The sequence below is a fragment of the Brachybacterium sacelli genome (genome assembly GCF_017876545.1).
Lineage (GTDB): Bacteria > Actinomycetota > Actinomycetes > Actinomycetales > Dermabacteraceae > Brachybacterium > Brachybacterium sacelli.
Genome location: NZ_JAGIOD010000001.1, coordinates 3,100,509 through 3,114,425, shown reverse-complemented (window position 1 = coordinate 3,114,425; position 13,917 = coordinate 3,100,509). Strand labels below are relative to the sequence as shown.

At 67.9% G+C, this 13,917-nt stretch carries 8 protein-coding genes; 4 read left to right on the top strand and 4 right to left on the bottom strand.

Annotated features, from left to right (window positions below):
* Positions 1-80 precede the first annotated feature (80 nt).
* Positions 81-2,039: a penicillin acylase family protein gene (locus JOF43_RS14000; protein WP_209902945.1), complete on the bottom strand. Its 1,959-nt coding sequence runs from the start codon at positions 2,037-2,039 to the stop codon at positions 81-83.
* Positions 2,040-2,082: 43 nt separating this feature from the next.
* Complete coding sequence (locus JOF43_RS13995; RefSeq protein ID WP_209902943.1) at positions 2,083-3,975, bottom strand: S9 family peptidase; 1,893 nt, start codon at positions 3,973-3,975, stop codon at positions 2,083-2,085.
* Positions 3,976-4,113: 138 nt separating this feature from the next.
* Between JOF43_RS13995 and JOF43_RS13990 the strand changes: the two genes are divergently transcribed.
* Positions 4,114-4,860, top strand: a complete 747-nt coding sequence (locus JOF43_RS13990) for a MerR family transcriptional regulator (protein ID WP_096197816.1) — start codon at positions 4,114-4,116, stop codon at positions 4,858-4,860.
* 20 nt (positions 4,861-4,880) lie between these two features.
* Here the strand turns inward: JOF43_RS13990 and JOF43_RS13985 are convergent, their stop codons facing one another.
* Positions 4,881-6,611: a hypothetical protein gene (locus JOF43_RS13985; RefSeq protein WP_209902941.1), complete on the bottom strand. Its 1,731-nt coding sequence runs from the start codon at positions 6,609-6,611 to the stop codon at positions 4,881-4,883.
* Entirely contained in the window at positions 6,608-7,525 is a 918-nt protein-coding gene (locus JOF43_RS13980; protein ID WP_209902939.1) for a hypothetical protein, read from the bottom strand. Before JOF43_RS13980 ends, JOF43_RS13985 begins: the two co-directional genes overlap by 4 nt.
* 847 nt (positions 7,526-8,372) lie before the next feature.
* Here JOF43_RS13980 and dnaE point away from each other — a divergent pair.
* From dnaE to JOF43_RS13965, 3 genes are all read left to right on the top strand, one after another.
* The gene (dnaE, locus tag JOF43_RS13975) at positions 8,373-12,686 is read left to right on the top strand and encodes a DNA polymerase III subunit alpha (RefSeq protein ID WP_209902937.1); all 4,314 of its coding nucleotides are present in this window, start codon (positions 8,373-8,375) and stop codon (positions 12,684-12,686) included.
* 144 nt (positions 12,687-12,830) lie between these two features.
* On the top strand, positions 12,831-13,295 hold the full coding sequence (ssb, locus tag JOF43_RS13970; RefSeq protein WP_209902935.1) for a single-stranded DNA-binding protein: 465 nt from the start codon (positions 12,831-12,833) through the stop codon (positions 13,293-13,295).
* A 90-nt stretch (positions 13,296-13,385) separates the two neighbouring features.
* Entirely contained in the window at positions 13,386-13,856 is a 471-nt protein-coding gene (locus tag JOF43_RS13965) for an HNH endonuclease (protein ID WP_209902934.1), read from the top strand.
* The last annotated feature ends 61 nt before the right edge of the window (positions 13,857-13,917 follow it).

The following is a 13,917-nucleotide window of genomic DNA, read 5'->3' as shown; positions in this document are numbered from 1 at the left end:
AGGATTCGGTCTGTGAACCGGGTGTCGTGCTCATAGCACTCCCATGGGGGTGTCGGTGGATTGCGGGCGGGGCGCCCGGATCAGGGCAGCAGAGGGTGGGGGACGAGCTCCTCGGCAGCGAAGAAGGCGGTCTGTGCACGAGATGTGGGGGCCTTTGCCTCCGAGGCCGGCCCGGGCACCAGTAGGCCCGAGGCGGTCGGTGCAGAGGACCCGAGACAAATCAAGGAGATCCAGGTGTCTCCGCCGATGGCAGGCCAGGCACCTTCGGTGGGAACGATCTCGAGGCACTTGAACAGGCCGAAGTAGGTGGGTCCGCCGCTGGCCGGGACCTCGTCGGACCCGGTGCCGATCCGGGCGACCTCTCCGTACGCAGCATCCAGCGACCTTCCCAGCTCTGCGAGTCGGTGTGCCGCGCGACGCAGGGCCTCGACGGCCGCATCCGGGTCGCGCAGGCCCGTCGGGAGCCCACCGGCTTCGAGGGATGGCGTGAGCCGGCTGTTGTCCATGACGACGTCGCCGACCGGGAAGTGATCGTGCGCCCACAGGTGGAACAGCAGATAGCCGCGGCTGCCCTCGTCGGCGCGACGGTCCCACGCGTGCAAGATGCTCGCGGCCTCGGAGAGTTTCGCGATCCCGGAGCAGGCGGCGAGGAGGTCGTCGAGGACCAGATCGGCCAGGTGCACCCGGCTGTCCCACTTCAGAGCCAGCAGATCCTGCGGCGAGATCGGGCCGGGTCGGCCCAGGGCCGTCCGGGAGAGCGGGGACCGGATATCGCGAAGCTGATCGGGGCCGGGCGCGATCCCGTCGGGGTAGTCGCCCGGGTTCAGCGGTGGGTCGCAGAACCACCAGGGCGTCTCGTTGACGTTCTGAACCCAGCCACACTCCGGATCGACTACTCGGGGCAGGCTGTGGGGAGGGTTCAGACGGGTCCAGATCTGCGTGGGGTCGTCGCCGGGCAGCCGTCGTCGCGAGTCATCGAAGGTGCCACCGGGCCGGGCCGGGGTGGCACCGCAGAAGGCGGCACCGACCGATCCGCTCGAGTCGGCGGCGAGGACGTTGAACATCGGCAGCGGCCACTGCTCCTGCGTATCGAAGAGCTCGTCGACGGTCTCAGCGAGGGACATCTGCCACCAGCACTCGAGCGCGGTCGTCACCGGCTGGTGCAACACCCCGGCGACCCAGATCGCGACTAAGGTGCCGTCGGGTGCTTCGATGACCGGGCCGTGAATGCTTCGCCGAGCCATCACGCGCACCGGTTCGGCGCCGCGGACGGTCACGAGGTGTTCCTGCGTCTCGAATGGGACGAGCGCGCCGTCGTGGAGGTACCGGTCGCCTGTGACCTCAAGCTCGTAAACCCATAGCTGCGGGAGCGGGTTCACCGTGTGGGTCCACCCGATCTTCCGCGTGTAGGCGAAGGATTGCCAGGGGAGCCCGATCGGTGTCGCGCCGTGGCAGCTGCGCTCCGGGGACAAGGTCCGCGCCTCGAACATCCGGTAGGGGGCGATCCACGGGATATGCGGGTTGATCAGCAGCATCGCCTCACCCGTCGAGGACTTCTCCGCCCTGACAGCCCAGGCGCTCGAGCCGCCGCCCAGGAGGCCAGGACCGCCGACGGGTGGGAAGGCTAGTCCCTGGTCCCAGAAGCGTGAGAACTCGAAGAACATCGAGAAGGTGCGGGCTACGACATCGCGGGGGCCGACGGGCAGCACTTCGCGACGGTCCCCGCCTAGAGCGGGGTTCTCCGCGCAGGCCTCGTTGATTCCGTCGCAGAAGGCTTGCAATCTCGTGCGGGTGGCGGCGCCCTGTGCCTGCCACCAAGTCTCCATGGCGGCCTCGAGGCCGAGCCTCGCATGTTGAACGTCGCCCTCGAGGAACTCCTCGTCCCACAGGGCCGCAGCGTTTCCCCGGGAGACCCCGTAGAGCTCGAGCACCGCGGTGGCGTGGGTGAGGGCCTGCGCGCGGCCGAATCCTCGGCAGGCCTCTAGCTCGTCCTCGGCGGTGATGGTCGGGGTCCCGTGCTCGTCCCAAATGATATCCATGCTCTCTCCTCCTGGTTGGTTATGCGGATCTGCGGGGGCGTCATCACAGGTGGGTCGCGAAGTGCTCCGCGATCGCTTGCTGGAGTCGGATCTGGTTCTCCGGGTTGCCGAAGCCGTGCCCCTCGTCGTCTGCCAGCAGGTAGCGGACGGCGACGCCGCGTTCGCGCAGCGAGGCGACGAGGGTGTCGGACTCCGTGCGCTGGACCCGGGCGTCGTTCGCGCCGTGGGCGATCAGCAGGGGAGTGGTGATCCGGTCAACGTGGGTGAGCGGGGAGCGGGCCCGCATGTCCGCCTCCTGCGCCGGGTCCTCTGGATCGCCGACGTAGGTCAGCCAGTTGCTGCGCAGGTAAGGGCGGCTCACCGGTGGCAGGTTCCTCAGGAAGCTCGTCAGGTCGGCGATGCCGACGATGTCCACGGCCGCGGCGAAGCGCTCGGGAGTGAAAGCGGCGCCGACCAGCGCGGCGTACCCGCCGTAGGAGGCACCGAGGATAGCCACCCGCTCCGGATCAGCGATCCCCTGCGCGACCGCCCAGTCCACCGCGTCCAGCAGGTCATCGTGCATCGCCCCGGCGAATTCCCCGACCGCGGCGAGGGTGTGGCGCCGCCCGTACCCGGAGGAGCCGCGGTAGTTCACCTGCAGCACGGCATACCCGCGGCTCGCCAGGAACTGGGCCTGCGGGTTGAAGCCCCAGCTGTCATGCACCCACGGCCCGCCGTGCACCTCGAGTACGAGCGGCAGGTCCCGCGGTGGGTGTCCACGGGGGAGGGTGAGGAAGCCCTGCAGGGGCAGGCCGTCCCGGGCGGTGAGCGAGATGGGCTCCATGGGGGCGAGATCTTCTGGAGCCCGGTGCGGGGACGGCGGGAACAGTCGCCGGCTCACCCCGGTGGTGCGGTCGTGGAACCAGGCCACGTGCGGGTCGCGGTCGTGGAGGAAGGTCGCGATCCAGCGCTGTCCGGAGAGGTCCGAGGACAGGGATCCCAGCACGCCATCGGACAGCTCGGACAATGCGGCGTGCACCTCGGCGAAGGCGGGATCGATCACTTCGATGTGCGGCCTGGGTCCGGTGAACCGGGCGGCGAGGATCTCTCCGCTGTGGCGGTCTGTGTACAGGGTCGGCGGCAGCACGCCCGGGGCGAGCACGCTGAGGATGTCGAGGCTCCAGCCCTCCACGGCGGCGAGCACGCGGATCTCCCCGGTGATGCGGTCCACGCGTACCAGCTTCATGTCGTCGCCGTCGAGATAGCTGCCGAGCACGAGGCCCGAACCGTCGGGAGCCGCCTGCTGGATCTCCACCCCCATCGGGTGATCCGCACCCCCGACCCGCAACAGCACCTGGTGCTGACCGGACGCCGGATCGATCGCGGAGAACTCCGTGTCTCCGTCGTCGGTGACGCGGGCGAGGAAAGCAGGTTCGCCGTCGCCGTCCAGGAGCAGGTCCTGCCCCGGGCCAGGCTGCTCGTGGTGGAGGGTGATCTCGCCGGTCGGGACGTCGATGAGGAACGTGTCCAGGGCGGCCGGTCGACGGTTCATCGTCGTGAGCACGGTCGCGGGCCGAGAGCGCAGCGGCTCCGCGGCGAAGACCCGGGATCCCGGGGCCAGCGGCGTGAGGTCGAAGGCTGGGGCGTCCGGGGAGCGCAGATCCACCCGGAACAGGTGCCAGTCCTCGTTCCCGTCGGTGTCCTGGAGATACAACAACCAGCGAGGGTCATCGCAGAAGAAGAACGTGGAGATGCCGCGCCGCTCGTCGTGGGTGACGCAGCGGGCGTCCTCGTGCTCCTCGTCGATGCTGCGCACCCAGACGTTGCGCCGACCGTGGGCTGGAGCGAGGTAGGCGAGCCGGTTCCCGTCGGGGGAGATCAGCGGGCTGGCGAAGGCGGGGTCGGCGAAGAGCTCCTCAGCCTCGAGTCGGCGTGGGCGGTGCTCGGTGCTGGTCATGTGGTGTGCTCCTCGATGGGTCGATCACGGATGACCCCATCCGAAACGGTGCCCCGGGGGCACGGTCAAGAGTTCGCTTCCCAACCGCCGTGGGTTCCGCAAGGATGGGGGCATGTACACGCCGCGAAGTAACCGCTGATGGCCTGGAGCACGCGCCGGCTCGCCGACCTGGCAGGCACCACTGTGAAGAGCGTGCGGCACTATCACTCGGTGGGGCTGCTCGAGGTGCCCGGCAGGGCAGCAAACGGGTACAAGCAGTACGGCACCGAACATCTGGTGCGCCTGCTGCAGATCACCCGACTGCGAGACTTGGGGATGTCCCTTGCCGAGATCGCGCAGGCAGGGAGGTCCGATGAGAGCTACCTCGAGGTGATGCGTGGGCTCGACGCCCAGCTCGCCGAATCCATCGCACGCCAACAGGCCGTCCGCGCTGAGCTCGCAGCCCTGATGGCCCACCCCGCCGGGCCCGACGTCCCACCCGGCTTCGAATCCGTCGCCGACAGCCTCACCGAGGCGGACCGCGCGATGATCACGATCAGCGGCGTCCTCTTCGACGAGCAAGGCATGCGGGACCTGCACGGCATCACCACTGACCATCAGGAAGCCGACGAAGGCTTCAACACCCTGCCGGCCGACGCCGATGACAACACCGTGCGAGCTATCGCCGCACAGCTGGCGCCCGTGCTCCGCACCATCCACGAGCAGTACCCCGGCACCATCACCCCGCCCGTCGCGGCCGGCTACCGGGGAAGCGAGGCGATAGAAGCGTTGAACCAGGCCGTCCTCGATCTGTACAACGCGGCACAGCTCGAAGCTCTGCGCCAGGCATACCGACTCGCGAACCAGGGCGCTGCTGTACCGGATCGAAGAACTGACCGCATCTGACGACCTGGCTCCGACAGTTCTCAGGCGCCTGCGGCCTTCGCCGCGTGCGCAGCTGCGGCGGCCCCCCGCAGCTCGGTCCCGTCCTCGTTGTAGGCCCGATCGGACTCGGCTTTCGGTACTCGGCGGCCGTTCCAGGGGTCGTCGTCTCCGAGCTGGCCGGCGCCGTTGTCGAGGTCGTCCATGCCGGTGTGCTCGGCGATCTCGGCTTGGGTCGGCTCCGGACGCGCGGTGCGGCGGACGGTGCTGGAGGCGGCGAGGTGCTCGGCGAACGTGGCGGTCGGGGCGAAGTAGCCCTTGAACACTCGCGAGGGCTGCCCCTCGGTCTCGGTGACGCCGACGCCCTTGGACACCCCGGCGGTGGTCTTCACGTTCTCGGGGACCTCGGCAACGGAGTCCGGGGCTGAGAACGCGTTTGCGCGCTGGTTGTCCGAGGCGTTGGGGCCCATGAGGAACCTGTTGCCGCAGGCGGCCTTCAGCGCCGTGGACACGCCGGTCTTGGTGTTGCCCAGCTGGGTGGAGACGAACACGTGCACGCCCACGAACCGCATCTCGAGCGCGATCTTCTGGATGAACGTGGCGACCATGTCCTTGAACCCGTTGGTCGCCTCGGCCTCGACCCGCATCGGGTGGTCCTTCGGGAGGGCCTTCGGGACGCGTTCGGGGGTCATGAGGCCGGTGTACTCGTCGGCGATCAGGACGATCGGCAGGAACGTGGGATCATCCCCGATCGAGAACCAGTTGTTGATCCCGCGGCGCTTCAGCACAGCGGCGCGGCGCTTCCCCTCGGCGTAGACCATGCCGCAGGTGGCGACCATCGCCTCGTAGCTCTCGCATCCCCAGCCGCCGTCGCGGACGTAGGGCTTGATCCATTCGAAGTCGACGGCCTTGTCGGGGGTGTCGACGATGGCGAGCTCGGCACCGACTTGGAGCATCCAGTACGCGAACGCGTTGATGTTCACGCTCTTGCCGGACATCGGCAGGCCCTGCAGCAGCGTGTGGGAGGCGCTGGCGAGGTCGAGGCGGAACTCGGGCCCGGTCGTGTCTCCTGGATGCCCTAGCGCGCAGCCGAGCGGTGCCTGCGTCCATGCGGTGTCGGCGGGGGAGGTGAACGTGGGGATGTCGCGGTCGAAGGGGTAGGGGATCATCGCCGGGAACGTCGGTGGCCTGGCGGGGATGATCTGCGCTGTCAGGGCCTTCGCGTCGATATCGACGTACCAGCCGGGCCGGCCGATCACGTTCTCCGCGACCTCGGTGAGCTTCCCGTCATGCCGGGAGGGAACATAGCTGGTCGGGAGGTCGAGGACGAAGCCACCACCGCGGCGGCGGGCGACTTGGACCTGCCAGGGCTTGACCGCGAGGCTGACGGCGACGGCTCCGCGGCAGCGGATCGCGTCCTCGGGGAGCTTCTCGAGCACGGCATGGCTGAGGTGCGGTTCGAATCGGGTCATCGTGTAGCCGGGGTTCTGGTTCTCTAGCCGGATCGCCTCTCGCTCCCCGTCGGAGGGCTTCGCGCCGGTGCGGAGGCTCGCGATCAGCCGGGTGGTGCCCTTCTCGGCGGCGACCTCGGTCACGGCTCTCGTGCGTTCGAAGGTGACGGTCTGCGTCTCGGGGTCGAAGCCGACGACGCGGAAGCCGGTTCCGGCCTCGTCGCTGAGCTTCGCTTCGACCGCTGCGACGTGGGCGTCGTTGTGCGGGTCGAACCCGGGCACCCGGTGACGAGTCCGCTGCACGTGGGCACTGGCGGTGGTCATCGGTCCTCCGTCCCGGCGCCGGCGAGGCTGTCCTCGGTGAAGCTCGCGAGGACTTCGACGAGCACGGGTTCGTAGGCGGTCCACAGGCCCTGCGCGATCTCGGACAGCTGCGAGATGATCTCGTCGACCAGTATCGGTCCGTCGGCGCCGGGGGAGTCGGCCTGGGCCTGGAGGTGGGCCAGCAGCGCGGACACGTCGCCGTTGGAGGCGAAGCGGGTGCGGGCGATTCGCACCAGGGAGCTGACGGCTCGGGCGGGATCGCTGGTCCCGAGCGGGGTCAGGTCCCCTTCGGTAACGAGCTCGCACAGCGCGACGATGTCCACGGCCGACAGCGCCATGGACGCCTTGTCGAAGGACTTGACGAGCGCGAGGGACGCGATGGAGGCCCAGTCGGAGTCCTCGGCGGTCTCTGGGACCAGTGCGCCGGAGAGGTCGATCGCGTCGAGGGTCTCGTCCTCGGCGCCGGCCCACCACGCCTGGATGCGCTGCTGGGTCGCGGGGTCGTCGGGGTCGAGGTCGTACAGGGCGAGCACATCGAGCCAGCCGGCGGTCTCGATGTCGTACAGGCCGGACCCCCACATCTCGAACACGACCCTGAGTGCCCAGGCGTCGTCGGACTCGAGCGTGATCGTGTCGCCGGTGTCGATCTCGAACCGCTCTCGCAGCGGCGCCGGGAGCCACATGAACGGAAACCGCAGCGCCTCGGGTCGGATGCCGGGGGTGCCGCGCAGGGGGAGCCCGTCGGTGTAGCGCGGCAGCGGGATCGCGACGGCGGGGGAGGTGAGGATCCGTGCGTCGTCGAGACCGAGGATGGTGCGGGCGAGGCCGAGCCGCAGCACTTGCGGGACGGTCCGCTCGGGCAGGGTGAGTGGCTCGCCGGGTTGCAGCAGGTACCGCGCTCGTCGGGTGTGCATCGTGGGCCTCCAGGGTCGAAAGGTGCTCTCACCCAACCCATATGCGAAGGAGGCTCCAGCGACCCCGGTGTGCCGACGCTGAAGGGGTAGCGCCAACATGCGCCAACGGAGCATTCACGCAGGTCATCTACGCTTTCGGCGATTTGCTCCACCCCAACGCCAACGCGCTCCACCCATCAAACGTGCAGGTCAGTTCGCGTTTACCCCCATATCCCACATCTCCCACTATAACCTTTATAGAGAAGTAGGTAGTAGTAGTAAGAGGAGATATGAAACCAGATCCCCTATACGTATGCAGTTTCCGGCGCGCAATGTGGGATTTGGTGTCAAACGGGGTCTGACCTGCACAAATACCGACTCTCAGGCGTTGGCGCCCCGTTGGCGCTGTTGGCAAACCCAGTCTGACCTGCAGTTTTGCAGGGGGGTTCGTCGGCGCTGCGCCAACGTGCACGCCTCGACAGGAAGGATCCCCGCCCAATGAGCGGGTTGAGCCGCCTCAGGATTGTCAAGCATCCGTGCAGGTCACCCCGGGTTCGCCAACGAGGTGCCACCATTCACCATTTCTGGGAGATTCGCCTGTTGCAGCAGGTCGGAACACATTTCCGGCGCTCTGCGCACGAGGTCAGTGCCACCGTGGTGCCAACGCATAATGTGCAGGTCAGCCCGGGTTTGCGTACATATCCCACGTTCCCCGGTATGACCTTATAAGGGAATTCTCTATCGGTTCCGGACCGGGGGAGTGCGACGGCGCCGAAACTGCGAACGAGCGACTTGCCGGGCTCGTCCCGCGAGGGGGCCGCCGCGCCCACTGCGCACTTGCACGGGAATGGCGTCGAAAGGGATCTCGGTGAGCACTGCTGGTTTCGTCCACCTCCACACCCACTCGGAGTACTCCGACTTCGACGGTCTGTCCTCCGTGGCCCGCCTCGTGGACGCTGCCGCAGCCGATGGTCAGACCGCTCTGGCGATCACCGACCATGGACGACTCGCTTCCCTCTGGGCTCTCCGCACCGCCTGTGCGAAGTCCGGCACCGTCACGCCGATTCCGGGCATCGAGGCCTACGTCGTCGTCTCCGGCACCCGGCATGACCCGGGCACGATCCAGGTCGCCGCGGACTCCGACGATCTCGACCCGGGCGGCTCCTCGGCCTCGAGCACTCGGGCGGCGACGAAGACGAAGCGCTACGAACACTTGACGATCCTCGCCTCCACCCAGGCCGGCCTGCAGAACCTCATCGAGATGTCGAACCGCTCGCAGGAGTCCAAGGCGGGGAAGTATCCGCTGATCGACTACGAGCTTCTCGCTGAGCACGCCGAGGGTCTGATCGTACTGACCGGCTGCGTCGGCGGTCCTATCGCCGGACCCCTTTCCCGCATCACCGACGCCGACCCCGCAGCCGACGCCGCAGAAGCTGAGCGGGCACAGGCGAATCTTGAGAGGCTCATCGAAGCTGTCGGTCGCGAGAACGTGTACGTCGAGCTCGCCGACCATGGTCAGGCAGCCCAGGAACGCGCCCTTACCGGTCTGTACGAGATCGCGGCCCGCAACGATCTGCCGGTCGTGGTCACCAACGATTCCCACTACATCGCCGAAGACGAGCAGCCCGTCCACGAGGCCCATATCGCGTTGGGTCAGTCCGGCCGCACCATCAATGATCCTGACCGGTACCGGTTCAGTGGCTCCGGTCAGTTCTTCCGCACCGAGGCTCAGATGCGCGCGCTGCGACCGGGTGATGAGATCTGGCAGCGGGGCTGCGACGAGACCGTGCGCATCGCCGCTCGGATCGAGGCCGACGTCTTCCCCGAGACCCGGCTGCGGGTGCCGAGCTTCCCGATCCCGGCTTGGTTCACCACCGGCCTCGAGGACGGCACGTTCAAGCGCTACACGGTGCCGTCTTCGGCCGCTGACGGCACGGATCCTGTCACGTTCAGCTACTTCATGCATCGCGTCCACGCCGGCGCTGTACAACGCTGGGGCGAAGACCTACCCACCGAAGTGTCCGCGCGGCTGAAGTTCGAGCTGTCGGTGATCTGCCGCCTCGGCGTCATGGACTACTTCCTGCTCGTCGAAGACCTCATCACGTGGGCCCGCTCCGACTGGACCGCCCACGACTGGACCACCCGCCACGACCATGACACCGAGCACCCCGACAGGGAGCTCAAGGATCCGATCCATGTTGGTCCCGGCCGCGGGTCAGCACCCGGCTCGGCAGTCTCGTACAGCCTGCAGATCGTCGGAATCGACCCGATCGAAGGCGGACTGCTGTTCGAGCGGTTCCTGGATCTCGAGCGGACCGAGATGCCCGACATCGACGTCGACTTCGAGAAGGAACGTCGCGGTGAGGTGATCGACTACCTATCCGTCCGCTACGGCCACGACAACGTGTGCCGCCTCGGCATGCACGGCACCAACAAGGCCAAGCGCGCCATCGACTCCGCCGGCCGCTACCTCGAGATCCCCGTCAGCACCGTCGCCGACGTCAAGAAGCAGCTCCCTACCGACTGCGCGGGCCTGGCGATGCTCCTACGTGCGGAACCACCGGACACCACCGGCATGAGCGCGAAAGAAGCCGCCGCATTGCGGGACCGCTACGAGGCCGGCCAGACCCTTCGCGACCACCTCGCGGCCCAGGACGGCGATGACCTACCCAGCCCGGGGACGCGGCGCCGGGCCCGCTACGGCGTGGCCACGATGATGGAGTACGCCGCCGTCCTCGAAGGAGTCGTCGTTAGCCCCGGCACGCATCCCTGCGGGGTCGTCGTCTCTGACGAGAACCTCACCCCGCTGGTGCCGATGCGTCTGGTCGAGGGGGAGTGGGTCACCGAATGGGACGGCGGGGACATCGCCGACTTCGGGCTGCTGAAGATGGATGTCCTCGGACTGCGGAACCTCGACATCGTGAAGGCCACCGAACAGAACGTCATCGCCACCCAGGGCGAGATCGACTTCGACCTGCTCGAGCTGCGCACCGACGGCCCGCGCGGCGAGGCGGCCTGGGAGCTGCTGGGCCGCGGCGACTCCACCGGCGTCTTCCAGCTCGAATCCGCCGGGATGCGCGATCTGCTGACTACCGCGCTCCCTCACACGCTCGATGACCTCGCGGCGCTGATCGCTGCCTACCGGCCGGGTCCGATGAGCGCCGGCATGCACACCGAATGGGCAGAGCGCACAGGTGGCAAGGCACCCGTCTCCTACGACTCCCTGACCACCGATCCCGCCGAGCAGGACGTGATTGCGTCCGTATTGGGGCAGTCTCAGGGCGTGATCCTGTTCCAGGAGCAGATGATGCGCCTGGGGAAGATCGTCGGGAAGTTCGACGCGGCAAGGGCGAACAACCTCCGCCGTGCGATCTCGAAAAAGAAGCAAGACCTGATCGACTCCCTCAAACCCGACTTCATTGCCGGCGCTCAGCGAACGGGCGTTGCCGAGGACGGACAGTCCCCTGTCCCGGGGATCTCCGCGCAGACCGCGGAACGGTTGTGGACCGCGTTCGAGGGCTCGGGACGCTACTCGTTCAACCGCTCGCACACTGCGGCCTACGGGGCCCTGGCCTTCCAGACCGCGTACCTGAAGGCGAACTGGCCGGCCGAGTTCGGGGCTGCCGTGTTGCGGTTCACCGGTTCCGGCAAGGACAAGGCCCACCTGCGCGTTGCGACGATCCGCTCGCTGCGCGCCGAGGGCGTCACCGTCCAGGCCCCCGACATCAACACTTCCGACGAGCACACCATCGCGCGCGACGGTGCAGTCTGGCTCGGACTGGGCGAGATCAAGGGCGTCGGAGCGATCGCAGCCGAGATCGTCGCCGAACGTGACCGGGGCGGGAAGTTCGCCTCGATGGCTGAGGTCGCCACCCGCGTGATCGTGCCCGCCAGCGACGACGGCGGGAAGAAGAAGTCCGTCACCAGCGCCCAGCTGACGGCTCTCGCTCAGGCCGGCGCGTTCGACCACGTCGGCCATGGATACCGCCTGGGGCACGTGATCGCTTCCCGCGCCGTCGCGAAGGATCCCGGCGTTCGCCTCCCGCAGATGGAGTACTCGGTGCTGGAGAAGGCGTCACGGCAGCGGGCCAGCATCCTCGCGATCACCGGCACCCATCCCACGAAGGCCCTCGCTCGCCAGATCGCCGACCTGTACCGGGTCGATGCGGGCGACGACGCAGCGCCTAAGCCACCCGTGGGGCTGCACAAGCTGCCCGGCACGGACGGTGCCAGGGTCCGCACCGGCGGAGTCGTCTCTGCGTTCACGGAGCGGCTGACCCGCAAGGGCACGTGGATGGTGACGATGGAGTTGGAGAACGCACACACCTCGATCCAGACAGTCGGATTCGCGGACGTCCACTCCGACCTGAAGGAGATCGGGATGCCGGAGCTCGGGGATCTGGTTGAGATCCGCGGCACGGTTCGCATCCGGGAGGTCGAGCGGGAAGTCACAGACGAGGTGACGGGGGAGTCCAGCACGGAGACCACGCTCGAGCATTCGATCGTGTTGTCGAACGTCGAGTTCATGGCGGTGGAGGACCCTGATCGTGACGCTGAGGGCGACCCGGTCCTGGCCGTGGGGTGGATGCTGGCTGACGGCACCCCGGAGCCGCGTAGGTCGGACTCGAGCTCGGACCCGGGCATCTCGAGTGACGACGACGGGGAGGTCATCCCGGGCGTGGACCGCCTGGCGGTCTCCGAGGTCGCGTCCGAGTCCGACCCGTCCACGCCGGGGGAGACCCCGCTGGAGGCCCCGGAGCATGGGCCAGCTCCGCAGGTTTCGGAGCCCGGAGATGCTGAGAAGGACTTCGGGATCCAGGACATCGTCAGGACCGTTGAGTGGCGGCAGCTGCAGGAGGCGCTGAGTGAGGTCAGTGGGGAAGGGTTCGAGCTCGCCACGCCCCGCGCAGGGCGAGGCACCGGGGTGCATCTGCGGCTTGAGACTGAGAACGGGTCCGTGCGCGTCCCTGCGACCGCGCAGCGCCGGCTGACTGAGCTCCTTGCTGCGGGCAGACTTCCGGCCCTCGTGTCGACGCCGGCGCTGTGCTGCGTCGTGATCGAGCCCGGGCATTGGCGCGGCCAGCTGCGGGCGATGTCCGATGCGATCAACTCTGGCGCGATCGACCCGGCAACGGTCTCGGTCGACGGATTGAGCCCGTCTGTTGCTGCACGCTCCGGCTGAAGGGCGTCGCCCTGGCACGTCCTGTGAGGTGTTGGCTTCGCCCACTGGTGCGGTGTGCGGGATCGTCCCGCCGCGGCCCCCGAGGGGTTGCAGCCATGTGGCAGAGCATCAGCGATGTCACGCATACCAAAGAGGAGAGTTCACATGGCTCTGGACAACATCGTCACGGTCGTCGGTCAGCTGACGGCCGACCCCGAGCTGCGCCACACCAAGAAGAACATCCCGGTCGCCTCGTTCTCCGTCGCGCACAACGACCGGATCTTCGACAGAGAGTCCGAGGAGTGGGTGGATGGGGAGCCGACGTTCGTGCGGGCTTCCTACTGGCGTGAGTCCGGCGAGAATTTCGCCGAGTCCCACTCGAAGGGCGATCGCGTGATCCTCGTCGGCAAGCTCAAGCAGAACGACTTCACCGACAAGGAGGGCAACGAGCGCTCGACCCTCGAGCTGATCGTCGAGGAGGCCGGGCCCTCGAACAAGTTCGCCACGACCACGGCCACCCGCCGCAAGGGCAACGGCAACCGCTCCTCCTCGAAGCCAAAGGCGAAGGCCAGCGCCTCCGTCAAGGCCGGCGCCGACGACGCAGGCTCGGACGACGACTTCGACTTCTGACCCTACGCGGTTACGGCGGGCCGTCGACGCATCCCATCGCGGATGAGTCGACGGCCCGCCTCACGTCGAGCGAGAAGAGGATTGGACGTCATGACGGAGGCATCGGTGCTCAGCGGCGCCCTGCAGGTGCTCGAGGCCGTCCTCGGCGTGATCGGCCAGCACCCCTGGCTGCTGGCGCCTATCGCCGTCTCGCTGCTCGTTTGTGTGGTGCTGGCGTCCCCGGCCGGCGGAGCCTGCACCTCAAGGGATCCCCGCCGTGGCTTCACCGTGGCCGAGCGTCGGGCCGCGTTCGAGCGCGCAGGGCTCAGGTGCGAGCACAAGTCGATCCTTTGGCACCGTTGTACGAACACCCCCACGCAGGGTGACCACATCTTCCCCTGGTCGCGCGGCGGCTGGACGGCGAGGAGCAACCAGCAGGCGCTTTGTCCGTTCCACAACAGCCGCAAGTCCGGAGCGGTACCGACGCGGATATACATCCTGCGACTGCAGTGGCGACGCCGCCGCTATTTCCCCGAAGGAGAGTCGCCACGAATCGAATGGCGGCCCGGAGCTGGGCTCTGATCGTGGGTGTGCATCGTTGAGAGGCCCGTGAGTGCTACGTGAAAGTATCGGGTGCTTCGGA

Bases quoted from the DNA above. Each gene is read 5' to 3' on its own strand.
- JOF43_RS14000 (WP_209902945.1), bottom strand. From the start codon at position 2,039: ATGGATATCATTTGGGACGAGCACGGGACCCCGACCATCACCGCCGAG.
- JOF43_RS13995 (WP_209902943.1), bottom strand. From the start codon at position 3,975: ATGACCAGCACCGAGCACCGCCCACGCCGACTCGAGGCTGAGGAGCTC.
- JOF43_RS13990 (WP_096197816.1), top strand. From the start codon at position 4,114: ATGGCCTGGAGCACGCGCCGGCTCGCCGACCTGGCAGGCACCACTGTG.
- JOF43_RS13985 (WP_209902941.1), bottom strand. From the start codon at position 6,611: ATGACCACCGCCAGTGCCCACGTGCAGCGGACTCGTCACCGGGTGCCC.
- JOF43_RS13980 (WP_209902939.1), bottom strand. From the start codon at position 7,525: ATGCACACCCGACGAGCGCGGTACCTGCTGCAACCCGGCGAGCCACTC.
- ssb (WP_209902935.1), top strand. From the start codon at position 12,831: ATGGCTCTGGACAACATCGTCACGGTCGTCGGTCAGCTGACGGCCGAC.
- JOF43_RS13965 (WP_209902934.1), top strand. From the start codon at position 13,386: ATGACGGAGGCATCGGTGCTCAGCGGCGCCCTGCAGGTGCTCGAGGCC.